Source organism: Arthrobacter sp. NPDC055585, assembly GCF_053619115.1.
Window position 1 is genome coordinate 180111 of the sequence record NZ_JBSHIT010000002.1, and the last position, 23791, is coordinate 203901.

Below are 23791 nucleotides of genomic sequence, written 5' to 3' on the forward strand. Positions count from 1 at the left end.
ATGAAATTGCCTTGTGCCGCGGTTCCCGCAGGTCCCGCTCAGTCTGGCCGTGCGGCCCGTCCGTCCGGGTCTCCCCTTAGGACGGGCCACACACGGCCGGCGTTCCGGATTTCCCCGGAACGCCGGCGGGGTCTTACTCGCCGCGCGTCTTCTGGATGATCTCGTCGGCTACTGCCTTCGGGACCTCTGCGTAGCTGTTGAACTGCATCGAGTAAACGGCTCGGCCCTGGGTCTTGGACCGCAGGTCACCGATGTACCCGAACATGCCGGACAGCGGAACGAGGGCGCGAACAACCTTCACGCCGCTGGCGTCTTCCATCGACTGCATCTGCCCGCGGCGCGAGTTGATGTCACCGATGACTTCACCCATGTATTCCTCAGGGGTGCGGACTTCGACATCCATGACCGGTTCGAGCAGAACCGGGCTGGCCATCCGTGCAGCTTCCTTGAAAGCCTGGCGGCCGGCGATCTTGAACGCCATTTCCGAGGAGTCGACGTCGTGGTAAGCGCCGTCGAGCAGCGTGGCCTTGATGCCGACTACCGGGTAGCCGGCAAGAATGCCGTCGTTGAGTGCGCTCTGGATACCCTGGTCAACGCTGGGGATGTACTCGCGCGGAACACGGCCACCAGTGACCTTGTTGTCGAACTCGTACAGAGCGCCTTCCGAGGTGTCCAGCGGCTCGATCGCGATCTGGACCTTTGCGAACTGGCCCGAACCACCGGTCTGCTTCTTGTGCGTGTAGTCGTACTTCTCGACTGCGCGGCGGATGGTTTCGCGGTAAGCAACCTGGGGCTTGCCCACGTTGGCTTCGACCTTGAATTCGCGGCGCATGCGGTCCACCAGGATGTCCAGGTGAAGCTCGCCCATGCCGGCGATGATGGTCTGGCCGGTGTCTTCGTCGAGGGAGACCTGGAAGGTCGGATCCTCTTCGGAGAGCTTCTGGATAGCCGTGGAGAGCTTCTCCTGGTCACCCTTGGTCTTCGGTTCGATTGCCACGGAAATGACGGGCTCCGGGAAGCTCATCGATTCCAGGACGATCGGGTTCTGAAGGTCGCACAGGGTATCCCCGGTGGTGGTGTCCTTCAGACCGATGGCCGCGTAGATGTGACCCGTGGTGATCTCTTCAACCGGGTTTTCCTTGTTGGCGTGCATCTGGAAGAGCTTTCCGATGCGCTCCTTCTTCTGCTTGGTCGAGTTCATGACCTGAGCACCGGAAGCAGCCTTGCCGGAGTAAACGCGGATGTAGGTCAGACGGCCGAAGAACGGGTGCGTCACAACCTTGAATGCCAGAGCCGAGAACGGGGCGTCTGCGTCTGCAGCGCGCTCGAGCACAACTTCCTCGTCACGGATGTCGTGGCCCTTGATGTTCGGAACGTCAAGCGGGCTCGGCAGGTAGGCAACGACGGCGTCAAGCATCGGCTGAACGCCGCGGTTCTTGAACGCGGAGCCGCACAGCACCGGGTAGACCTCGGAGTTCACGGTCATCTTGCGGATGCCGGCCTTCAGTTCCTCAAGGGTGAGTTCTTCACCTTCGAGGTACTTCTCCATGAGTTCTTCGCTGGCTTCGGCAACAGTTTCCACGAGCTTTGCGCGGTACTCTTCGGCCTTTTCCTGCAGGTCTGCGGGGATCGGCTCAACTTCGTACTTAGCGCCCATGGTCACGTCACCCTTGGCGTCGCCGCGCCAGGTGAGTGCACGCATTTCGAGGAGGTCAACGACGCCCTCGAATTCGCTCTCGGAGCCGATCGGCAGCTGGAGAACCAGCGGCTTGGCGCCCAGGCGGTTGATGATGGTGTCGACGGTGAAGTAGAAGTCAGCGCCCAGCTTGTCCATCTTGTTGACGAAGCAGATACGCGGAACGTTGTACTTGTCAGCCTGGCGCCAAACAGTCTCAGACTGCGGCTCCACGCCTTCCTTGCCGTCGAAGACGGCTACGGCGCCGTCAAGCACGCGCAGGGACCGCTCAACCTCGACAGTGAAGTCAACGTGACCCGGCGTGTCGATGATGTTGATCTGGTTGTTGTCCCAGTAGCACGTGGTAGCTGCGGAGGTGATGGTGATACCCCGCTCCTGCTCCTGTGCCATCCAGTCCATGGTCGAAGCGCCGTCGTGCGTTTCGCCAATCTTGTGGTTGACACCGGTGTAGAACAGGATGCGCTCGGTGGTGGTGGTCTTGCCGGCATCAATGTGCGCCATGATGCCGATGTTGCGGACCTTGTTGAGGTCGGTAAGCACGTCCAGTGCCACGGTTACTCCCTAGTTTTGGTTCTGGCCCCGCCGGTCACCTATTCGGCCTGCGGCCCTGAGGCCCGCCGAAGCGGGCCGCAGGGCCTGGGCTGAAAAGATGTACGTGGTGCTTATTACCAGCGGTAGTGGGCGAAGGCCTTGTTGGACTCGGCCATCTTGTGGGTGTCTTCGCGACGCTTCACAGCAGCACCAAGACCGTTCGAGGCGTCCAGGATCTCGTTGCGCAGACGCTCGGTCATCGTCTTCTCGCGGCGGGCCTTGGAGTAGCCAACCAGCCAGCGGAGAGCCAGAGCGGTTGCGCGGCCCGGCTTAACCTCAACCGGAACCTGGTAGGTGGCGCCGCCGACGCGGCGGGACTTGACCTCAAGGCTCGGCTTGATGTTGTCCATGGCCTTCTTCAGGGCTGCAACCGGATCCTGTCCGGTCTTCTCCTGAGCACCGGCAAGTGCGCCGTAAACGATGCGCTCTGCGGTGGACTTCTTGCCGTCCACGAGGACCTTGTTGATCAGCTGCGTGACCAGCGGGGAGCCGTAGACGGGATCGACTGCGAGCGGCCGCTTGGGGGCCGGACCCTTGCGGGGCATATTACTTCTTCTCCATCTTCGCGCCGTAGCGGCTGCGAGCCTGCTTGCGGTTCTTGACACCCTGGGTGTCCAGTGCGCCGCGAACGATCTTGTAACGGACACCGGGCAGGTCCTTCACACGACCACCGCGGACCAGCACGATGGAGTGTTCCTGCAGGTTGTGACCCACACCGGGGATGTAGGCAGTAACTTCCACGCCGCCATTGAGGCGGACACGGGCTACCTTGCGCAGAGCCGAGTTCGGCTTCTTCGGGGTGGTGGTGTAAACACGGGTGCACACACCACGGCGCATCGGGCTGCCCTTAAGGGCAGGAGCCTTGGTCTTGGAGACCTTGGGTGAGCGGCCCTTGCGGACCAGCTGCTGAATCGTAGGCACTTATCAGTTCTCCGTTTTATCTCGAGAAAAATTCTCTGGTTGCGCTTGCTCCGGTCCGCTTCCAGCAGGCCCTGAGCGAGGCTTTTCAAAGTTGTTGCCGCAGTACCCCCGAGACGTTCCGTGATCCGAAGCGACCGTAGGCGTGCAAAAGTGTGGCATTCGTTGCACAAGAACCCTGCAACCCGGAAACAGGCCCCCACCCGCGCCTCGGAGACGGAATCCGAGAGAACATGCGAGCGGCCTTCATCCACTGCCACACAAACAATTATTAACAGTCTAGCAGACATCCCGGCCAGCTTAAGCCGGGGCTGCATTCCACCCCGGAGTCAGCTCCGGGCTGCCAGCGCCTGGGTGATTTTCCGGGACGCTTCCTGCAGATGCGGCAGCACCTGCGCCGCCGCTTCCTCCAGTGTAGGCCCGTCGAGTCCCAGGGTTGCCTGCATGGAAGTATTCAGCGCAGCGATCACTTCCCCGGCAGGGCTGAAGATGGGCACTGCCACCGAGCGCAGGCCCCGTTCGAGTTCCTGGTCCACCACGGCCCAGCCCTGCTCGCGGACCCGCTGGACTTCGCTGCGGAGGGCACCCTCGGCAGTGATGGTCCGCTCGGTCAGGGGCACCAGTTCCACTTCGGACAGGTACGCATCCAGTGCGGCGTCATCGAGTCCGGCCAGCAGCACCCGGCCCATGGAGGTGGCGTAGGCGGGGAAGCGGGTTCCCACGGTGATGCCCACGGTCATCAGGCGGCGGGTGTGGATCCGGGCAATGTAGACGATTTCATTGCCGTCCAGGATGGAGGCCGACGTCGATTCGTGGATTTCGCGGGACAGGTCCTCGAGCAGCGGCTGGGCCAACTGCGGCAGGGACTGTCCGGCCAGGTAGGAGTAGCCCAGCTGCAGGACGAGCGCGGTGAGTTCAAAACTGCGGCCGTCGGTGCGCACGTAGCCCAGTTCCACCAGGGTCAGCAGGAACCGGCGGGCCGTAGCCCGGGTCAGGCCGGTGCGGCGGGAAACATCGCTGAGGGTCATCTGCACGTGTTCGGCGTCGAACGCCCGGATCACGGACAGGCCGCGGGCCAGTGACTGGACAAACTGGTCACTGGCCGCGATCGTTTCGCTCATGTCTCCCCCGCTGTGGTTTTTTAGTCGGTGCCGGCGGACGGGCCGATCAGGGGCACGTCTACCTTCGCGGCAAGCTCCTCGAAGCTGATCCCAAAGGTCTCGCGAACGTGGACGCCGTCCTCCTTGATGAGGAACACCGCTTCATTAGTGTAAACGCGCGTGACGCAGCCAACGCCCGTCAGCGGGTAGGAGCACTCCGCTACCAGCTTGCTGACCCCTTCGCGGGTGAACAGGGACATCATCACATAAACGTCCTTGGCCCCGGTGGCCAGGTCCATGGCACCGCCGACGGCGGGAATGGCATCCGGTGCACCGGTGTGCCAGTTGGCCAGGTCGCCGGTGGCGGAAACCTGGAAGGCACCCAGGACACAGACGTCCAGGTGTCCGCCGCGCATGATCGCGAAGGAATCGGCGTGGTGGAAGTAGGACGCTCCCGGCAGTTCGGTGACGGGGATCTTGCCGGCATTGATCAGGTCGCCGTCGATCTGATCGCCCTGCGCCTCGGGTCCCATGCCCAGCATGCCGTTCTCGGTGTGCAGGGTGACCTGCTGCTCGGGCTTGAGGTAGTTCGAGACCAGGGTGGGCTGCCCAATACCCAGGTTGACGAAGGAACCGGGCGCGATGTCCCGCGCCACGAGTTCAGCCAGTGAATTGCGGTCCAGTTTTTCGCTCACGGTGGTGTTCACTGCCTTCTCGCTCATGCTGCTGCCGGTTCTTTCTCCTGCGTTACCGGAACCAGGGTGTTGACGTAGATTCCGGGGGTCACAACGATTTCCGGATCAATCTGCCCGACGTCGACGATTTCCCGTACCTGGACAATGGCGTTCCGGGCAGCTGCAGCCATGATCGGGCCGAAGTTCCGGGCGGTCTTGCGGTAGACGAGGTTTCCGGCGCGGTCTGCCTTCAGTGCTTTCACCAGGGCAAAGTCCGCATGCAGCGGGGTTTCGAAAACGTAGCCCCGGCCGTCGATCATCCGGGTTTCCTTGCCTTCGGCCAGCGGGGTGCCGTAGGCGGTGGGGGTGAAGAACCCGCCGATCCCGGCGCCGGCGGCACGGATGCGCTCGGCCAGGTTGCCCTGCGGAACCAGTTCGAGTTCGATTTCCCCGGCACGGAACTTCGCGTCGAAGATCTGGGAGTCGGACTGCCGCGGGAAGGAGCAGATGATCTTCCGAACCCGTCCGGCGCCGATCAGCGCGGCCAGTCCTTCTTCGCCGTTGCCGGCGTTGTTGTTCACGACCGTCAGGTCCTTGGCGCCCTGGCGGAGCAGCGCCTCGATCAGCTCGACCGGCTGCCCGGCCTTTCCGAACCCGCCGATCATCACGGTGGCCCCGTCGTGGATTGGCGCGACGGCTTCGTCGACGTCCTGCAGAATGTTCAGCACGGTTCTCCTAAGGAACTAGGCTTTGGTGTTTTCGAGTACGACGGCGAGTCCCTGCCCGACGCCGATGCAGATGGCTGCCACGCCCCACCGCTCACCGGTGGCTTCCAGCCGGCGGGCCAGGGTGCCGAGGATCCGGGTGCCGGAGGCGCCCAGCGGGTGGCCGATGGACACTGCACCGCCCCAGGCGTTGACGATTGCGGGGTCGATGTCCCAGGCATCAAGGCAGGCAAGGGACTGCGCGGCGAAGGCTTCGTTCAGTTCAACGGCACCAACCTCGCCCCAGGAGATGCCCGCGCGCTTGAGCGCAGTATTGGCTGCTTCCACCGGGGCGTACCCGAAGTACTGCGGTTCATTGGCGGCAGCACCGCGCCCGGCGATGCGGGCCAGCGGCTCCAGGCCCAGGATCCCTGCTGCGGCTTCACTGCCCAGCCAAGCGGCAGAGGCGCCGTCGTTCAGCGGCGATGCATTGCCGGCGGTTACGGTGCCGCCGGACGGTGTGTCGGAGACGGGGCGGAACACGGTCTTCAGCGTGGCCAGCTTTTCCACGGTCGAGCCGGCGCGGATGCTTTCATCCCGCTCCAGGTCGACGCCGTCGACGGCCACGGTCAGGTTGGCGTACCGGCCTTCGTCCCATGCACGGGCTGCCTGCTCGTGGGACTTGGCGGCAAATTCGTCCTGGCGTTCACGGCTGATCCCGTACTTCTCCCGCAGCTGTTCCGTGGCCTCGCCAAGGGAAACGGTCCATTCACGCGGCATGGCGGGGTTTACCAGCCGCCAGCCCAGCGTGGTGGAGGCGAGTGTCTGGTCCCCTGCGGGGAACGGCCTTTCGTTTTTCGGCAGTACCCACGGGGCACGGCTCATGGATTCCACGCCGCCCACCAGCATCAGGTCTGCTTCGCCGGTGTTGATCTGCCGTGAAGCGATCATGGCAGCGTCGAGGGAGGATCCGCAGAGCCGGTTAACGGTTGTGCCGGGAACGGAGACCGGCAGGGACGCCAGCAGCGTGGCCATGCGGGCAACGTTACGGTTCTCTTCGCCGGCTCCGTTGGCGTTGCCGAAGATGACTTCGTCAACGCGGGAGGGATCCAGTTCCGGCGCCCGGGCGACGGACGCCCGGATCACCTGCGCGGCGAGGTCGTCGGGGCGGACACCCGCGAGAGCTCCGCCGAAGCGCCCGAAGGGGGTTCGGACGGCGTCATAAATGTAGGCCTGGTTCACCATGGCTCCTTTGGCTGGTTGCTGCACCCGTATTCATGGACCGGCGCCTTCGCGCCCATCCATCGATGTTCAATCAGCGAACACGCGTACAAGATGCGAATTTATCCGAGATTGGCGTTTTCTGCCAGCCTCAGTTTTCGGCGGCGTCCAGTTCCGCGAAGACGTTCTGGGCAACCTTGAAGGCCGAATTGGCTGAGGGGACGCTGCAGTAAATCGCGGACTGCAGCAGGATTTCCTTGATCTCATCCCGGCTCAGGCCGTTGCGGACGGCAGCACGCACATGCATGGCGAGTTCGTCCAGGTGTCCGTGGGAAATCAGCGCAGTCAGGGTAACGGCGCTGCGCATCTTCCGGTCCAGCCCGGGGCGGGTCCAAATGGTGCCCCAGGCGTAGCGGGTGATCATGTCCTGGAAATCGGCCGTGAAGCTGTCCTTGGCGGCGTTGGCACGGTCAACGTGCGCGTCACCCAGGACCTCGCGGCGTACAGCCATTCCTTCGTCGTAGATTTCCTGCTGGGTCTTCTGGCTGGACGTCTCGTTCACTGTGCTGCCTGTTCTTTGGACTTCGTGGTTCTTGAATACGTTGGTGTTCTACTTCGCTGCGCGGAAGAAAGTGCCCAGCAGTTCGGCTGTAACGGCTGGCTGTTCGGCCGGCACGAGGTGGGCCGCATCGGGCACGACGGCGGACCGTCCGCCGGGCACGCCGTCGGCGATCAGCTCCGCGAAGGAGGCCGGGGTGACTACGTCTTCTGCACCCGCCACAGCCAGCACCGGGACCTGGATCTCCGGCAGCCGGCTGCGGACGTCGAAGCCCGCCAGTGCCTGGCAGCAGAACGCGTAGGAGAACCGGTCGGCGTCCTGCAGGGAGTGCAGCAGCGCTGCAGAGGCATCCTTTTCCCGCTCGATGAATCCCTCGGCGAACCAACGCTGGGCCGAGGAAATCAATACCGCGGGTGTGCCCTGGTTCCGGACAGTTTCCGCCCGGGCCTCCCAGCCTTCTGCGTCCCCTATTTTGGCGCCGGAGCACAGGATGGCCAGGGAGCTGAAGGCCTTGGGGAAGTCCAGTCCCAGCTGCAGCCCCACGGCTCCGCCCAGTGAGACGCCGGCGTAATGCACGGGCTGTGCCGCGGAAATATCCCCTGCGGCCACTGCATCCTCCAGCAGCTGGTGGACGGCTGTGGCCAGGTCCGCAATGGAGAATCCCTCCGTGGCTGCCGGGCTGTTGCCGTGGCCGGGAAGATCCCATGCGATGACGGTGAAGCCGTCCAGGAGTGCTGCGGTAGCGGCCCAGAGTGCGGTGCCGGCGGTTCCCAGGGAGGGACCGGCGATCAGCACGGGTGCCGACGGGCCGGCGTTGGAGAGTTGGGTTGCTTTGATCTGGGGGACGCTCACGCGTTCTTCCTTCCGGGGTAAGCCGAGGTGATTCGTTCGATCAGTTCAGCGGACTGGCCAATGTAGTTTGCCGGGTCCAGCAGGTCAGCGATTTCCCCGTCACTGAGGGCGGGCACTTCTGCACGCAGCAGCGCGGCAAAGTCCTCCCCTGCCAGTGACCGGGACACCAGTTCCTGGACCTTCTTCTTGCCCTGGCCCGGGGTGCCGTTATCCAGCAGCGGAGCCACGCGTGCCATGACCTTCTCACTGACAACCAGCGGTCCGGCCAGGGCAAGGTTCCGGGCGACGGCATCGGTATGGACCTGCAGCCCTCCCGTCAGCTCCGCGAGCTTGGCGGCAGCTCCCCCGGCCAGCCGCAGCAGCTGGCGCAGGGCCTGCCACTCGACGTGCCAGGATCCCCCGGGGCGTTCGTCGTCGGCTGCCCCGGCCGCTGCCTGCAGCATGGCGGTGTACCCGGGCGCGGCCAGTGCGGCGCTGCGGATCAGGACTGAGAGGACGGGGTTCTGCTTCTGCGGCATGGCAGATGACCCGCCGCGGCCTTCTTCGCGGGGTTCGCTGACCTCCCCAATTTCCGGCCGGCTGAGCAGCAGCACATCATTGGAGACCTTGCCGGCTGCAGCGAGCAGGTCTGCCAGCGCGCCGCCCAGGGCGGTGACCGGCAGCCGGTTGGTCTGCCACGGGGCCACCGGATCGGCCAGGCCGAGCCGGTTGGCGAGGTCCGCGGAGAGATCCAGCGGGGAGACAGCGGAGCCTTCCGCGGCAGTCGTCAGGGCCGCCATGGTGCCTGAGGCCCCGCCCCACTGCAGTGGCAGGGCAGCTGCAGCAGCTTCCAGGGCGGTGGTTGCCTGTCCAATGCCGTGCAGCCACTGGGCCGCTTTGAGGCCAAAAGTGGAGGGCAGCGAATGCTGGGTAAGGGTGCGCGCCACGCTCAGGGTATTCGCATGTTCCCGCGCGAGGCCTGCCAGGGCGGCCTGGGCGCGGTACACGTCGGCCAGGATCGTTTCCAGGGCTCGGGCGGACATCAGCATCAGCGCCGAGTCCAGGATGTCCTGGCTGGTGGCAGCCTTGTGGATGGGTCCTACGGCTGCAGGGGCTTCGTTGCGGACTTTTCCCCGCAGGTCGGCCAGCAGCGGAATGACGGGATTCCCGCCGCCCTGCGCCCGGGCTGCCAGGTCCGCAATGTCATAGCGGTTTGCTTGGCAGGCCGGGGCAACGGCGTCGGGAATCTCCGGTTTGATCAGGCCCGCGGAAGCGAGCACACGCAGCCACTCAAGTTCGACGTCGAGCATTGCCTGCAGCAGCGCCTCATCAGAGGTCAGTGCGGCGGCGCGGGTGCCGGCCCATGCCGGCGACAGCAGTCCGTAGTCGGCAGTTTCCGCAGAGGCCAAGGGATTACGCTCCCGGGTAGGCCAGGAAGACGGTCTCGTCTTCGCCCTGCAGCTTGATGTCCCAGCGCAGGCCGCCGTCGGCCTCGCGCGTGGCAATCAGGGTGCGGCGGCGTTCCTCGGGCAGCGAGGAGAGCAGCGGGTCCTTGGCCAGCGCTTCCTGGTCCTCCGGCAGATACATCCGGGTGTGGAGCTTGTTCAGCAGGCCGCGGGCGAAGATCACCACGGAAATGAACGGCGCGGAGCCTTCTTCCGTGGGCCCGGGATTAACCGTGGTGAAGGTGTAGTTGCCCGTGTTGTCCACGGCAGCGCGGCCCCACCCGGTGAAGGTGTAGCTGTCCCGCACCAGGGACCCGGTCTTCTGCGGGATGTTGCCCTGCTCGTCGGCCTGCCAGATTTCCAGCAGGGCGTCCGGAATGAAGTCATCGGCACCGTCACGGACGGTTCCCTGGATGCGGATGGCACCCTTGGCGCCCGGGTGGACCAGTTCATTGCCCTTTTCGAAGGGAAGCGCATAGCCGTAGAACGGGCCAACGGTCTGGCCCGGGGTTGCGGTGAGTTTCTGCTCGCTCATTACTCTGCGTCCTCGTCTTCCATCCAGGTGCGGTTGCTGCCGGTGAGCACAATGTCCCAGTTGTAGCCGGTGGACCACTCGTGCTGGGTGAGATTGTGGTCGTAGGTCGCTACGAGGCGGTCACGTGCCTTCTGGTCCGTGATCGACTGGTAGATCGGGTCCAGGGCGAACAGCGGATCACCGGGGAAATACATCTGGGTGATCATGCGCTGGGTGAAGTCCGTGCCGAACAGGGAGAAATGGATGTGGGCCGGGCGCCAGGCGTTGAAATGGTTCTTCCACGGGTAGGGGCCGGGCTTGATGGTGGTGAACCGGTAGTTGCCGTTTTCGTCCGTGATGCAGCGGCCCACGCCGGTGAAGTTCGGGTCGATCGGCGCCGGGTGCTGATCGCGCTTGTGGATGTAGCGTCCGGCTGAGTTGGCCTGCCAGATCTCCACCAGCTGGTTGCGCACCGGCCGGCCGTCGCCGTCGAGGATGCGGCCGGCAACCACAATGCGCTCACCTAGCGGCTCACCGTTGTGCTGGATGGTCAGATCGGATTCCAGGGCATGGACATCCTGGTGGCCGAAAGCCGGGGACCACAGTTCGATGGTCTCGGGATCGGTGTGGTGCGGGTCCTTGGTGGGGTGGCGCAGGATCGAGCTGCGGTACGGGCGGAAGTCCAGGCGCGGCTGGGTCTCTTCCGCTTCGCCGTTGTCCACGCCCTTGCGGTAGGCACTGTGCAGATCCTGGATTTCGGCAGTGATTTCATCCTGCGAGCTCTGGGCCGAGTCCGGGCCCTCCACTGTCTGGTCTTCGGGGAGCAGACCGTTTTCCGTCTCCATGTTTATTCCTTTCGGGAAGGATGCGTTCGCGGCGCGTCCTCGTCGTCGTCCAAGCATCCCAGTGGTGTCAACCACGTTACACGCTTGTTCACTTGGTGTACATGCGTTCACAATACGAACGCAGAAGGTGGGTGTCTAGTGTTCCGGCCATCCGGTGTAGCCCTCAGCCAGGTAGGCCTGGCCGTGGCGGGAAGATACGACGCCGTTCAGTTCACCCAGCGCACGCTTGCGTTCGAAGTCCGTAGCGTCCGGGCGGGTGTGCAGCATCGAGGTCATCCAGTAGGAGAAGTTCTGAGCGCGCCACACACGCTTAAGCGCCTTTTCGCTGTAGCCGTCCAGCAGGGCTGCGGACTTTGTGGCGTAGAAGGAATCGATGGCCTCGAACAGCACCTTGACGTCTGCCAGGGCAAGGTTCAAGCCTTTGGCGCCGGTGGGAGGAACCGTGTGCCCGGCGTCGCCGGCCAGGAACATGTTGCCGTAGCGCAGTGGTTCGCAGACGTAGGAACGGAACTTCAGCACGGTCTTTTCGAAGATGGGGCCGCGCTTGAGCTGGAAGCCGTCCGGGCCGTCGACGCGGCGCTGCAGCTCGTTCCAGATCTGCTCATCACTCCAGGCATCGGCGTCTTCGTTTGGGTCGGACTGGAAGTACATCCGCTGGACGGTGTCGTTGCGCTGGCTGATCAAGGCGAAGCCGTGCTCGGAGTTGGCGTAGATCAGCTCAGGTGCACTCGGAGGTGCTTCGGTGAGGATGCCAAACCAGGCAAACGGGTACTCAATGAAGTTATCGGTGCGCAGTTCCTTGGGAATTGAACGCTTGCAGATACCCTGGGATCCGTCAGCACCCACCAGGATGTCGCAGTGGATTTCGAAGTCCACACCTTCGGCGTCGGTAAAGCGGATCTTCGGAACCGAGGTGGTCTGGTCGAGGGCCTCAGTGTTGCTGACGGCGTAGCGGACGTCGCCGTTATCCCGTTCGCGGGCGGCAGCAAGGTCAACAAAGACCTCGTTCTGCGGGTAGAGCCAGACGGACTCCCCCACCAGTTCTTCGAAGTCGATGCGGTGGCTTTCCCCGCCGAAGCGCAGGTCGATGCCGTCGTGCTTGTAACCGTCCGTCAGCACGCGGTCGCTGACGCCGCCCTCGGTGAGCATCCGGACGCTGCCGTGCTCCAGGATGCCGGCACGGTGGGTGGTGCGGATCGTTTCGTGATCCCGCTTTTCCACCACGATGCTCTCAATGCCGGACTTGGCCAGCAGATGGGAGAGCATCAGTCCTGCCGGACCTCCTCCGACAATGCCGACTTTGGTCTTGAGGACGGTGCGGGCTGCAGCCAATGCAGGACTCCTTTGAGGACAGGCGGGAAGAACGGGGCGGATATGCCCTCCTATCAGTGTGAGGACCGGCACACCGCCCGCGCGACTCCCTTCCCATTCAATGAGAACATTCCATCGAGATGGCAGTTACGGCCCGTTTGAGCGCTCATAAGAGCCGTTTCTGCCATCTCGGTGAATTGGAGGGGCTGGTCAGTCCGGGGTCGCCGCGGCGGTGCCGTAGCGCGGACCGGCTTCGGCTGAGTCCGTGCCGAGGCCCCGCGATATCCCGCGGGCGGCGGTCATCAGTGCGGGTACTGTGGCAGCAGTATTCTCCCGGCCGCGCGGTACCACTACGCCCAGCGCCGCGACGGCAGAACCCTGCGGCCCGAAGATCGGCACGGCAATTCCCGTGGTGTCGGGGTCGACGACGCCGGGCAGGGTGGCGCAGCCTTCTCGCCGGATCTCCGCCCACTGCGCCCGCAGCGTTCCGGGATCCGGGAATGGCGCAGGATCGCTGCAGTGCCGGGCAAGAAACTCTTCCTGGACATGACGGGGTGAGTGCGCCATCAGCGCCATCCCGGAGGAGGAGATGTGCAGCGGCAGCCTGCCGGCAACTTTGGCGAAGTTGGATACGGATCCGCGGCTGGAGAGCCTCTCGATAAACAGCACCTCGTCCTCCTGCAGAACGGAAAGCTGCGTGTGCTGGCGGATCACGGCCTGGATGTCTTCCATAAACGGCATGGCTACCTGGCGCAGGTCCAGTGCGGCGGAACTTCGGCTCGCCAGTTCCCAGAGCCGCAGGCCCAGGCGCAGCTCACCGTTGTCCGAGCGCTGCAGCAGCCCCAGCGAGACCAGTTCCCCTGCCAGCCGGTGCGCGGTAGACAGCGGGAGGGCCGCCCGGCGGGCCAGGGTCGCCACGGGCATGGCCGGGTGCTCGGCGTCGAACGCTGAAATCATCCGGACGATCCGTTCCGCCATTGAATCGCCTGAGGGGGAATTGGCCATACCAGTACTTTGGCACAAGCCTGGACCGCCGAAGGACGCTGCGAAGGACGGCTAGAGCGTCTCCGGGATGCTGCGTCCGGGGAAGAGCGCCGAATACTGCCGCCGGTACATTCGGCGTCCCACAACCCGGTAGGCAAGACGGACCGGCAGCGGTATCTCCCTGAACAGTGCCTTCCGGTCCTCCACTGGATTCGTGGCCAGCACCATCCCGAGATAGCCCACGAGGAATCTCTTGTCGAACTGCGCGATCCCGTGCTGACCGACCGCGTTCATTTCCTTTTCACTGAGCACCCGGTCGGCAACAGGCATCATCTCAGTGACCTCGCGCCGGAGGTGGACCTTAAGCAGGACGGATAGCTCCTCGTAGCGTTCAGCGGCTTCCTGGCCGGCGCCCGTGTCTGCCGTCTCCATCCAGCGCCGCCGAACCGGTTCAATTTGTTCAACGCGCTGTGCCACCTGGCGGTGGTGCTCCAGCATCTGGGCGATATGGAGCGCGCATCCCGGCGCCCGGCTCTCCAAGCGGGGATACATCAGCAGGTCCTCGCCTTCATGGTGAATATGGAGGGCACGGTCAAAGTTGCCGAGCACGTCGCCAACATAGGCGGCGCGGACGGTATCCCCGGCATCCGCAGAGCGCACCAGGCCGGGTGCCTCGTCGTAGGCCCAGAGAAAGAAACGGTGGATACGCCGCATACCAGCGGTTCCCGTACAAAGGACCGGGCCCGGCGGCAACGGGGCCGGTGTCTCGCCGGGTTCGGCCGTAAAGAAGTCAGCCATTTGGATTGCCCCTTACAGAAACTACTGCGGGAGACGGGCCACTCCCCCGCCAAAACTCTAGGCCCGCTGCCTAAGCGGGACAATGCCCTCTGCAAGCAGGATTCGCCGGGCTCCGCGCTTAAACGGGGAAGGACCCCGCCTTTCGGCAGGGTCCTTCCTTCGCGGTATGCGGTTCCGTTGGGCTTTTCAGCTCTTTAGCGGAACTCGCTGCCCATGTCGTAGTCATCCAGCGGGATGGCGTGGAACTCAGGGCTCAGGCCACCGTCAACTCCGGCGTAGTCGAAGTCGCTGAAGGCGCTCGGGCCGGTGAAGAGGTTGGCCTTTGCTTCCTCAGTCGGCTCAACCGTGACCTCGGTGTAACGGGGCAGGCCCGTTCCGGCCGGGATCAGCTTACCGATGATGACGTTCTCCTTCAGGCCGAGCAGCGGATCGCTCTTGCCTTCCATGGCCGCCTGCGTCAGGACGCGGGTGGTTTCCTGGAAGGAAGCAGCGGAGAGCCAGGACTCGGTCGCCAGGGATGCCTTGGTGATACCCATCAGTTCCGGACGGCCAGCGGCCGGACGGCGTCCTTCGGAAACCACACGGCGGTTCTCGCTCTCGAACCGGCGGCGCTCGGCCAGCTCACCCGGGAGCAGGTCGGAATCGCCGGATTCGATCACGGTGACGCGGCGCAGCATCTGCCGGACGATGACTTCCACGTGCTTGTCGTGGATGCCCACACCCTGGCTGCGGTACACGCGCTGGACTTCGTCCACCAGGAACTCCTGAGCCTTGCGCGGGCCGAGGATGCGGAGGATCTGCTTGGGATCCACTGCACCTGCAACCAGCTGCTGGCCAACCTCGACGTGGTCGCCGTCGGCAACCAGGAGGCGGGCACGGCGCAGAACCGGGTAGGCGATTTCCTCGGAGCCGTCATCGGGAGTGACAACCAGACGCATCTGGCGGTCGGTCTCTTCGATGGTGACCCGGCCTGCCGTCTCGGAGATCGGAGCAACACCCTTGGGGGTACGTGCTTCGAAGAGCTCCTGGATACGGGGCAGACCCTGGGTGATGTCTTCCGCCGATGCAACACCACCGGTGTGGAAGGTACGCATGGTCAGCTGGGTACCGGGCTCGCCGATGGACTGTGCGGCGATGATGCCTACGGCTTCACCAATGTCCACGGTCTTGCCGGTGGCCAGCGAACGGCCGTAGCAGAGGGCACAGGTTCCGACAGCCGACTCACAGGTCAGCACGGAGCGGACCTTGATGTCGGTGACGCCGGCCTTGAACAGCTTCTCGATCAGCACATCGCCGACGTCGTCGCCGCCCTTGGCCAGGACGTTGCCTTCAGCGTCGGAGACGTCGGTAGCCAGCGTACGGGCGTACGCCGAGTTCTCGACCTCCTCGTGCAGGACCAGTTCACCGTTGTGATCCGGAACAGCAATCGTGACGTTCAGGCCGCGCTCGGTACCGCAGTCCTCTTCGCGGACAATGACGTCCTGCGAAACGTCCACCAGACGACGGGTCAGGTAACCCGAGTTGGCGGTACGCAGAGCGGTATCGGCCAGACCCTTACGGGCACCGTGCGTTGCGATGAAGTACTCCAGAACCGACAGGCCCTCACGGTAGGAGGACTTGATCGGACGCGGGATGATCTCACCCTTCGGGTTGGCCACCAGGCCGCGGATACCGGCGATCTGCCGGACCTGCAGCCAGTTGCCTCGTGCACCGGAGGAAACCATGCGGTTGATGTTGTTCTGGATCGGCATGTTGTCACGCATAGCCTTGGCAACCTCGTTGGTTGCCTGGTTCCAGATGTCGATCAGTTCCTGACGGCGCTCGTCTTCAGCGATCAGGCCCTTGCCGTACTGGCTTTCAACCTTTGCGGCACGTGCTTCGTAAACCTCCATGATGGCAGGCTTATCGATCGGAGCAGCGATATCCGAGATGGCGACGGTGACGCCCGAGCGGGTTGCCCAGTAGAAACCGGAGTCCTTCAGGTTGTCCAGCGTGGCAGCGGTGACGACCTTCGGGTAGCGCTCGGCAAGATCGTTGACGATCTTGGAGAGCTGGCCCTTGTCCGCAACAGCCTCAACCCACGGGTAGTCCGCCGGCAGGGTCTGGTTGAACAGAACCTGGCCGAGGGTGGTCGGGATGAGTGCAGGAGTGCCCTCTTCCCAGCCTTCCGGAGCCGGCTGCTCGTCGCTGGGAACAAAGCCTTCGACGCGGATCTTGACCGGAGCGTTCAGGTGCAGCTCGCCGAGGTCGTTCGCCATGACGGCTTCAGCCATCGAGGAGAACACACGGCCTTCGCCGGCTGCGCCTTCGCGCTTGGTGGTCAGGTGGTGCAGACCGATGATCATATCCTGCGAGGGCAGGGTCACCGGACGGCCGTCCGACGGCTTCAGGATGTTGTTCGAGGACAGCATCAGGATGCGTGCTTCAGCCTGTGCTTCGGGGCTCAGCGGCAGGTGCACTGCCATCTGGTCACCGTCGAAGTCAGCGTTGAAGGCGCCGCAGACCAGCGGGTGCAGCTGGAGGGCCTTGCCCTCAACCAGCTGCGGCTCGAAGGCCTGGATGCCGAGGCGGTGCAGGGTAGGTGCACGGTTGAGCAGCACCGGGTGTTCGGTGATGATCTCTTCCAGCACGTCCCAGACCTGCGGGCGGAAACGCTCGACCATACGCTTGGCGCTCTTGATGTTCTGTGCGTGGTTGAGGTCAACCAGGCGCTTCATCACGAACGGCTTGAAGAGCTCCAGCGCCATCTGCTTCGGCAGGCCGCACTGGTGCAGCTTCAGCTGCGGGCCAACAACGATCACGGAACGGCCGGAGTAGTCAACGCGCTTGCCGAGCAGGTTCTGGCGGAACCGGCCCTGCTTGCCCTTGAGCATGTCCGAGAGCGACTTCAGCGGGCGGTTGCCCGGTCCGGTGACCGGACGGCCGCGGCGGCCGTTGTCGAACAGGGAGTCAACAGCTTCCTGCAGCATGCGCTTTTCGTTGTTCACGATGATCTCGGGGGCACCGAGGTCCAGCAGACGCTTCAGGCGGTTGTTGCGGTTGATGACGCGGCGGTACAGGTCGTTCAGGTCGGACGTCGCGAAACGGCCGCCGTCGAGCTGGACCATGGGGCGCAGTTCCGGCGGGATCACCGGGACGGCGTCGAGGACCATGCCCATGGGGCTGTTGGACGTCGTGAGGAACGCGTTGACAACCTTCAGGCGCTTCAGGGCACGCGTCTTACGCTGGCCCTTGCCGTTCTGGATGATCTCGCGCAGGTTCTCGGACTCCTGCTGCATGTCGAAGTCTTCAAGACGCTTCTTGATGGCTTCGGCGCCCATGGAGCCTTCGAAGTACAGGCCGTAACGGTCGCGCAGCTCGCGGTACAGGCCTTCATCACCTTCGAGGTCGCCGACCTTGAGGTTCTTGAAGCGTTCCCAAACCTGCTCGAGGCGCTCGATGTTGTTGTCGGCGTCGCGGCGGACCTTGGCCATCTGGCGGTCGGCGGAGTCGCGGGCCTTCTTCTTATCGGCTGCCTTGGCACCTTCGCCTTCGAGGCGGGCCAGCTCGGTTTCGAGGTCCTTGGCGATGGCGGCAATGTCGGAGTCGCGCTGGTCAACCAGGTGCTTGCGCTCCAGGTCGTGCTCGGCCTGCAGGTTCGGCAGTTCGGCGTGGCGGTTCTCCTCGTCGACCGAGGTGATCATGTAAGCCGCGAAGTAGATGACCTTTTCGAGGTCCTTCGGAGCCAGGTCAAGGAGGTAGCCCAGGCGGGAGGGAACACCCTTGAAGTACCAGATGTGGGTTACCGGAGCGGCGAGCTCAATGTGGCCCATCCGTTCGCGGCGCACCTTGGCACGGGTAACTTCGACGCCGCAGCGCTCACAGATGATGCCCTTGAAGCGTACGCGCTTGTACTTGCCGCAGTAGCACTCCCAGTCACGGGAAGGACCGAAGATCTTTTCACAGAAAAGACCGTCCTTCTCCGGCTTCAGGGTTCGGTAGTTGATGGTTTCCGGCTTTTTGACCTCGCCGTAAGACCAGTTGCGGATTTCGTCCGCAGTGGCAAGGCCGATTCGCATGAGGCCGAACGTGGAATCGTTGGACATGGGTCCCTGTTCTCTCTTGTTCTCTAAATCTGAATGTCTCGGGTACGGGAAGAAGCGAAAGGCAACCATCCAACCGGCGCCGGGTGGTCCGGGTTAGGCGGCTTTAATATTCCGTGCGAGCTGAAGCGAGCTGCGGAATTTCGTTGCCGCCGTTCCGGGCCTCCCGGCGCCAGCCGGGATGGAAACGCTAAACCTCTTCTACTGAGCTCGGCTCTGCGCGGGACAGATCAATACCCAGCTCTTCCGCGGCCCGGAAGACTTCTTCATCCGAGTCACGCATTTCAATCGTGTTGCCTTCGGTGGAAAGGACTTCCACGTTCAGGCACAGCGACTGCATTTCCTTGATGAGCACCTTGAACGATTCCGGAACGCCGGGCTCCGGGATGTTCTCACCCTTGACGATGGCTTCGTAGACCTTGACGCGGCCGTGGATGTCATCGGACTTGATGGTGAGCAGTTCCTGCAGGGTGTAAGCGGCACCGTAGGCTTCCAGGGCCCAGACTTCCATTTCACCGAAGCGCTGGCCACCGAACTGTGCCTTACCACCCAGCGGCTGCTGCGTGATCATGGAGTACGGACCCGTGGAGCGTGCGTGGATCTTGTCATCGACAAGGTGGTGCAGCTTCAGGATGTACATGTAGCCAACGGAGATCGGATCCGGGAACGGCTGGCCGGAGCGGCCGTCGAACAGACGGGCCTTTCCGGAAGCACCGATCAGGCGGTCGCCGTCGCGGGTGACGTTCGTGGAGTCCAGGAGGTTGGTGATTTCGTCCTCGCTGGCGCCGTCGAACACCGGAGTGGCAACGGTGGTGGGACCGGTTTCACGCGGCAGTGCGGGCAGGTCCTTGACCCAGTCCGGCTCGCCTTCGATCTTCCAGCCCTGCTTGGCAGCCCAGCCCAGGTGGATTTCCAGGACCTGTCCGACGTTCATTCGGCCCGGAACACCCAGCGGGTTCAGGACGATGTCGACGGGGGTTCCGTCTTCCAGGAACGGCATGTCTTCGATCGGGAGGATCTTGGAGATGACGCCCTTGTTGCCGTGGCGGCCGGCCAGCTTGTCGCCGTCCGTGATCTTGCGCTTGTGTGCCACGTAGACGCGGACCAGCTGGTTTACGCCCGGGGGCAGCTCGTCGTCGTTGTCGCGGTCGAAGATGCGCACGCCGATGACGGTTCCGGACTCGCCGTGGGGAACCTTCAGGGAGGTGTCGCGGACTTCGCGGCTCTTCTCACCGAAGATGGCGCGCAGCAGGCGCTCTTCGGGGGTCAGTTCCGTTTCGCCCTTCGGGGTTACGCGGCCAACCAGGATGTCTCCTGCTTCAACCTCGGCACCGATGTGGATGATGCCGCGCTCGTCGAGCTGGGAGAGGACTTCCTCGGACACGTTCGGGATGTCGCGGGTGATTTCCTCGGCACCAAGCTTGGTGTCGCGGGCGTCAACCTCGTGCTCCTCGATGTGGATCGAGGTCAGGACATCGTCGGAGACCATACGCTGCGAGAGGATGATGGCATCTTCGTAGTTGTGGCCTTCCCAGGACATGAACGCAACGAGCAGGTTCTTGCCCAGTGCCAGTTCGCCCTGGTCCGTGGAGGGGCCGTCGGCGATGACGTCGTTGACCTCAACACGGGTGCCTTCGGAGACGATCACGCGCTGGTTGTAGGCGTTGCCCTGGTTCGAGCGTGCGAACTTCATGATCGGGTAGCTGGTCTCGGTGCCGTCGTCGTTCATGACGGTAACCAGGTCAGCCGAAACCTCGGTGACGACGCCGGCCTTGGCGGCGGTGACGGAGTCACCGGCGTCGATGGCTGCGTACTTCTCCATGCCGGTGCCCACAACGGGACGCTCGGAACGGAGCAGCGGCACGGCCTGGCGCTGCATGTTCGCACCCATGAGGGCGCGGTTGGCATCGTCATGCTCGAGGAACGGAATCAGGGCGGTAGCCACCGACACCATCTGGCGCGGGGAAACGTCCATGTACTCCACGCCTTCGGGCTCAACGAGCACGGGCTCGCCGGATCCGCCGCGGGCACGGACGAGGACGAGGTCCTCTTCGAAGTGCATGTCTTCGCGCAGCGGGGCGTTTGCCTGTGCAATCGTGCGCTCAACTTCATCATCTGCGGTCAGGTAATCAACCTGGTCGGTGACGACGCCGTTAACTACCTTGCGGTACGGGGTCTCGATGAAGCCGAAGGCATTGATCCGGGCGTAGGACGCCAGCGAACCGATCAGGCCGATGTTCGGGCCTTCAGGGGTTTCGATGGGGCACATACGTCCGTAGTGCGAGGGGTGCACGTCTCGGACTTCCATGCCTGCACGGTCACGGGACAGACCGCCCGGGCCCAGCGCGGAGAGGCGGCGCTTGTGCGTCAGGCCGGCCAGCGGGTTGTTCTGGTCCATGAACTGCGAGAGCTGGGAGGTTCCGAAGAACTCCTTGATCGCAGCAACGACCGGACGGATGTTGATCAGGGTCTGCGGCGTGATTGCCTCGACGTCCTGTGTGGTCATCCGTTCGCGGACAACACGCTCCATGCGGGAAAGGCCGGTGCGGATCTGGTTTTCAATCAGTTCGCCGACGGCGCGGATGCGGCGGTTGCCGAAGTGGTCGATGTCGTCAACCTCAACGCGGATGTCAACGTCTTCGCCGTTGCGCTTGCCCGGAACGGTCTTCTCGCCGGCGTGCAGTGCCACGAGGAACTTGATCATCGCGACGATGTCATCGATGTTCAGGACAGAGGCATCAGCGTCACCGATCGGCTTCTCGACGCCGAGCTTGCGGTTGATCTTGTAACGGCCAACCTTCGCCAGGTCGTAGCGCTTCGGGTTGAAGTACAGGTTCTCCAGCAGCGTCTTGGCGGCTTCGACCGTGGGCGGCTCTCCCGGACGGAGCTTGCGGTAGATGTCCAGCAGGGCATCTTCCTGGGTCTCCGTGGGGTCCTTCTCCAGGGTGGCGCGGATCGAGTCGTACTCGCCGAACGTTTCCAGGATCTGGCCTTCGGTCCAGCCGAGGGCCTTGAGCAGGATGGTTACGGACTGCTTGCGCTTGCGGTCCAGGCGGACGCCCACCTGGTCACGCTTGTCGATTTCCAGTTCGAACCAGGCACCGCGGGAAGGAATGATCTTCGCGGTGTAGATGTCCTTGTCACTGGTCTTGTCAGCGGCGCGCTCAAAGTAGGCGCCCGGGGAACGGACCAGCTGGGAGACGACGACGCGCTCCGTGCCGTTGATGACGAAGGTACCCTTGTCGGTCATCAGCGGGAAGTCGCCCATGAACACGGTCTGCTGCTTGATTTCGCCCGTGTTGTTGTTCATGAACTCGGCCTTGACGTACAGCGGTGCCGAGTACGTAGCGTCCCGGTCCTTGCACTCGGCCATGGTGTACTTCGGGTCAGCGAATTCCGGCTCCGAGAAGCTCAGGGACATGGTGCCCTGGAAGTCTTCGATCGGAGAGATTTCTTCGAAGATGTCCGCGAGGCCGGAGGTCGTCGCGAAACCCGCGTCGCCCTCTTCCTGGGCCTTCCGCAGGCGTTCCTTCCAGCGCTCGTTGCCTACGAGCCAGTCAAAGCTGTCCGTCTGCAGGGCAAGAAGATTGGGAACATCCAGCGGTTCGTGAATCTTTGCGAATGAAATCCGGGAAGCTGCGTTCTCCGGAGTGGTAGCGGTTGCATTATTAGAGGTGCTCGAGGCGACCAAGAGGGATCCTTCCACAGACCTTCAGGCGTGTTTCGCGCTCCCACTCTGCACTAACGGACCTGGTCCGCGTGCGTCCTGGCGGTCCCGGGCGCCGTAATTGCCCAGCGCATGTGCGTGAAACGCCTGCGTGAACACTCCGGACGCCGCCTGGCCCGTGACACAGCCCACCGCTATATGAAGGCTGAAGGTTAAGAGGGGGAAGCAAATATCCACTATAGGGCATTGGGGACACAGAAGTCTACCCGGTAATCGAAACCCCTGCCAGCTCAACCCTGAATCCTGCGGCCGGAACTTCAAAATTCCTCGGCTGCGGCTTCCTGTCGGGGAGCTGCGGGCGGTGCCAGCGAACCGATATGACGCGTGGCTACCCACATAGAGTACCCCAAGTCCGGCGGTTACGCGCGTTTTCTTTCCCGGGGTTGCCCCACCGCGGTCCCCCGGCCCCGCAGCGGGTGCCCGGCGCACCCCTGCCGGGTGCCCCCTGACAGGATCACTGCGGCCGGCGCGGGGCGGGATGAGTGTGTTCCGGACCACGGCAAGCGGGTAGCCTAATGGCAAAACCAGTTGCAGGATCCGAACCGCCTTCGATGAAAGTGGACTTACCGCATGAGCACTGAGGCATTTGCAGGACCCGGGACAGAGTCGATCCCCGAGGTAGTAATCGTCGGCGGGGCACGCACCCCGCAGGGCAGGCTCAACGGCCAGCTTGCCTCCTTCACCGCCGTGGAACTCGGCGCTTTCGCCATTTCCGGTGCGCTGGAGCGCTCCGGTGTGGACGCATCCCAGGTGGACAGCGTGATCATGGGCCATGTGGTGCAGGCCGGCTGCGGCCAGAATCCCGCACGCCAGTCCGCCATCAAGGCCGGTTTGGGCTGGGACGTCCCCACCGTGACCATCAACAAGGTCTGCCTCTCAGGCCTGGCAGCGGTCATCGACGCAGCCCGGCTGATCCGCGGCGGCGAGGCCACCGTGGTGGTAGCGGGCGGACAGGAATCAATGACGCGCGGACCGCATGTGCTCCCCGGCTCACGGCAGGGCTGGAACTACGGGAGCATGTCCATGCTGGACTCCGTGGCGCACGACGGCCTGACGGATGCCTTCGACAACGAATCGATGGGTGCGTCCACCGAGCGGGGCAACAGCGCACTTGGAATCAGCCGCACCGCCCAGGACGAAGTCGCGGCCGCCTCCCACCAGCGCGCCGCAGCGGCCGCTGAAGCCGGCATCTTCGACGTCGAAATTGCCCCCGTCACGGTTCCGCAGCGCAAGGGCGAGCCCCTGGTGCTTACTGCCGATGAGGGCATCCGCCCCACGACCACCGTGGACACCCTCGCGGGCCTGCGGCCAGCCTTTGACCCGGAAGGCACCATCACCGCAGGGAATTCCTCCCCCCTCTCCGACGGCGCCAGCGCGCTGGTGCTGACCACGAGGACCTTCGCGGAGGAGCAGGGACTTCAGATCCTGGCCACGGTGGGAATGCCCGGTCAGGTAGCGGGCCCGGACAACAGCCTGCACTCGCAGCCCTCCAACGCCATTTCCCAGGCGCTGAAGCGGGCAGGCTGGACGGCTGCAGACCTGGACTTCGTTGAGATCAATGAGGCCTTTGGGTCCGTGGCCGTGCAGTCCCTGCAGGAGCTCGGAGTTGATCTGGCGGACTGCAACATCCACGGCGGGGCCATTGCCCTGGGCCACCCCATCGGCGCCTCCGGTGCCCGGCTGGCCCTGCATGCCGCCCACGAACTGAACCGCCGCGGTTCCGGACGTGCCGCCGTCGGGCTCTGCGGCGGCGGCGGCCAGGGTGAAGCCCTGCTGCTGTACCGGAACTAG

General features: G+C 63.9%; 18 protein-coding genes. 1 reads left to right on the top strand and 17 read right to left on the bottom strand.

The genetic code is table 11. The features are described from left to right. Positions 1–133 precede the first annotated feature (133 nt). From fusA to rpoB, 17 genes are all read right to left on the bottom strand, one after another. Positions 134–2248: an elongation factor G gene (fusA, locus tag ACWGQ2_RS04640; RefSeq protein ID WP_452014797.1), complete on the bottom strand. Its 2115-nt coding sequence runs from the start codon at positions 2246–2248 to the stop codon at positions 134–136. Positions 2249–2361: 113 nt separating this feature from the next. Further along, positions 2362–2832: a 30S ribosomal protein S7 gene (gene rpsG, locus ACWGQ2_RS04645; RefSeq protein WP_055239342.1), complete on the bottom strand. Its 471-nt coding sequence runs from the start codon at positions 2830–2832 to the stop codon at positions 2362–2364. Position 2833: 1 nt separating this feature from the next. Then, entirely contained in the window at positions 2834–3208 is a 375-nt protein-coding gene (gene rpsL / locus ACWGQ2_RS04650) for a 30S ribosomal protein S12 (protein ID WP_055239341.1), read from the bottom strand. 326 nt (positions 3209–3534) lie between these two features. Continuing rightward, positions 3535–4326: an IclR family transcriptional regulator domain-containing protein gene (locus ACWGQ2_RS04655; protein ID WP_452014800.1), complete on the bottom strand. Its 792-nt coding sequence runs from the start codon at positions 4324–4326 to the stop codon at positions 3535–3537. Between the two features lie 20 nt (positions 4327–4346). After that, a complete protein-coding gene (locus tag ACWGQ2_RS04660) occupies positions 4347–5027 on the bottom strand; it encodes a 3-oxoacid CoA-transferase subunit B (protein ID WP_452014802.1) in 681 nt (226 codons plus the stop codon). Next, positions 5024–5707: a 3-oxoacid CoA-transferase subunit A gene (locus ACWGQ2_RS04665; protein ID WP_452014803.1), complete on the bottom strand. Its 684-nt coding sequence runs from the start codon at positions 5705–5707 to the stop codon at positions 5024–5026. The genes ACWGQ2_RS04660 and ACWGQ2_RS04665 overlap by 4 nt, the downstream gene beginning before the upstream one ends. Before the next feature lie 15 nt (positions 5708–5722). Continuing rightward, complete coding sequence (locus ACWGQ2_RS04670; RefSeq protein ID WP_452015352.1) at positions 5723–6925, bottom strand: thiolase family protein; 1203 nt, start codon at positions 6923–6925, stop codon at positions 5723–5725. 130 nt (positions 6926–7055) lie between these two features. Then, complete coding sequence (gene pcaC / locus ACWGQ2_RS04675; protein WP_452015354.1) at positions 7056–7415, bottom strand: 4-carboxymuconolactone decarboxylase; 360 nt, start codon at positions 7413–7415, stop codon at positions 7056–7058. A gap of 99 nt (positions 7416–7514) precedes the next feature. Then, positions 7515–8315: an alpha/beta fold hydrolase gene (locus tag ACWGQ2_RS04680; RefSeq protein WP_452014805.1), complete on the bottom strand. Its 801-nt coding sequence runs from the start codon at positions 8313–8315 to the stop codon at positions 7515–7517. After that, positions 8312–9703 (bottom strand): lyase family protein, encoded by a 1392-nt coding sequence (locus tag ACWGQ2_RS04685; protein WP_452014807.1) that lies wholly within the window; start codon positions 9701–9703, stop codon positions 8312–8314. Before ACWGQ2_RS04685 ends, ACWGQ2_RS04680 begins: the two co-directional genes overlap by 4 nt. A 4-nt stretch (positions 9704–9707) precedes the next feature. Further along, positions 9708–10274 carry a protocatechuate 3,4-dioxygenase subunit alpha gene (gene pcaG, locus ACWGQ2_RS04690; RefSeq protein ID WP_452014809.1) on the bottom strand — a complete coding sequence of 189 codons (567 nt, stop codon included), beginning with the start codon at positions 10272–10274 and terminating at the stop codon, positions 9708–9710. Continuing rightward, positions 10274–11098 (bottom strand): protocatechuate 3,4-dioxygenase subunit beta, encoded by an 825-nt coding sequence (gene pcaH, locus ACWGQ2_RS04695; protein ID WP_452014811.1) that lies wholly within the window; start codon positions 11096–11098, stop codon positions 10274–10276. The genes pcaG and pcaH overlap by 1 nt, the downstream gene beginning before the upstream one ends. Positions 11099–11233: 135 nt before the next feature. Continuing rightward, positions 11234–12430: a 4-hydroxybenzoate 3-monooxygenase gene (locus ACWGQ2_RS04700; protein ID WP_452014813.1), complete on the bottom strand. Its 1197-nt coding sequence runs from the start codon at positions 12428–12430 to the stop codon at positions 11234–11236. Between the two features lie 189 nt (positions 12431–12619). Then, entirely contained in the window at positions 12620–13414 is a 795-nt protein-coding gene (locus tag ACWGQ2_RS04705) for an IclR family transcriptional regulator (RefSeq protein WP_452014815.1), read from the bottom strand. Positions 13415–13465: 51 nt separating this feature from the next. Continuing rightward, entirely contained in the window at positions 13466–14191 is a 726-nt protein-coding gene (locus ACWGQ2_RS04710; protein WP_452014817.1) for a hemerythrin domain-containing protein, read from the bottom strand. 194 nt (positions 14192–14385) lie between these two features. Continuing rightward, positions 14386–18276, bottom strand: a complete 3891-nt coding sequence (locus tag ACWGQ2_RS04715) for a DNA-directed RNA polymerase subunit beta' (protein WP_452014819.1) — start codon at positions 18274–18276, stop codon at positions 14386–14388. Between the two features lie 187 nt (positions 18277–18463). After that, positions 18464–21964 (bottom strand): DNA-directed RNA polymerase subunit beta, encoded by a 3501-nt coding sequence (rpoB, locus tag ACWGQ2_RS04720; RefSeq protein WP_452014821.1) that lies wholly within the window; start codon positions 21962–21964, stop codon positions 18464–18466. Positions 21965–22570: 606 nt separating this feature from the next. On the opposite strand from rpoB, the gene ACWGQ2_RS04725 reads away from it, so the two are divergent. After that, a complete protein-coding gene (locus ACWGQ2_RS04725) occupies positions 22571–23791 on the top strand; it encodes an acetyl-CoA C-acetyltransferase (RefSeq protein WP_452014823.1) in 1221 nt (406 codons plus the stop codon).

What these genes read in the sequence shown, in the direction of transcription:
- pcaG (WP_452014809.1), bottom strand. Translation starts at nt 10,274, where the DNA reads ATGAGCGAGCAGAAACTCACCGCAACCCCGGGCCAGACCGTTGGCCCG.
- pcaH (WP_452014811.1), bottom strand. Translation starts at nt 11,098, where the DNA reads ATGGAGACGGAAAACGGTCTGCTCCCCGAAGACCAGACAGTGGAGGGC.
- rpsG (WP_055239342.1), bottom strand. Translation starts at nt 2,832, where the DNA reads ATGCCCCGCAAGGGTCCGGCCCCCAAGCGGCCGCTCGCAGTCGATCCC.
- ACWGQ2_RS04705 (WP_452014815.1), bottom strand. Translation starts at nt 13,414, where the DNA reads ATGGCCAATTCCCCCTCAGGCGATTCAATGGCGGAACGGATCGTCCGG.
- ACWGQ2_RS04725 (WP_452014823.1), top strand. Translation starts at nt 22,571, where the DNA reads ATGAGCACTGAGGCATTTGCAGGACCCGGGACAGAGTCGATCCCCGAG.
- ACWGQ2_RS04655 (WP_452014800.1), bottom strand. Translation starts at nt 4,326, where the DNA reads ATGAGCGAAACGATCGCGGCCAGTGACCAGTTTGTCCAGTCACTGGCC.
- ACWGQ2_RS04715 (WP_452014819.1), bottom strand. Translation starts at nt 18,276, where the DNA reads ATGTCCAACGATTCCACGTTCGGCCTCATGCGAATCGGCCTTGCCACT.
- ACWGQ2_RS04660 (WP_452014802.1), bottom strand. Translation starts at nt 5,027, where the DNA reads ATGAGCGAGAAGGCAGTGAACACCACCGTGAGCGAAAAACTGGACCGC.
- pcaC (WP_452015354.1), bottom strand. Translation starts at nt 7,415, where the DNA reads ATGGCTGTACGCCGCGAGGTCCTGGGTGACGCGCACGTTGACCGTGCC.
- ACWGQ2_RS04710 (WP_452014817.1), bottom strand. Translation starts at nt 14,191, where the DNA reads ATGGCTGACTTCTTTACGGCCGAACCCGGCGAGACACCGGCCCCGTTG.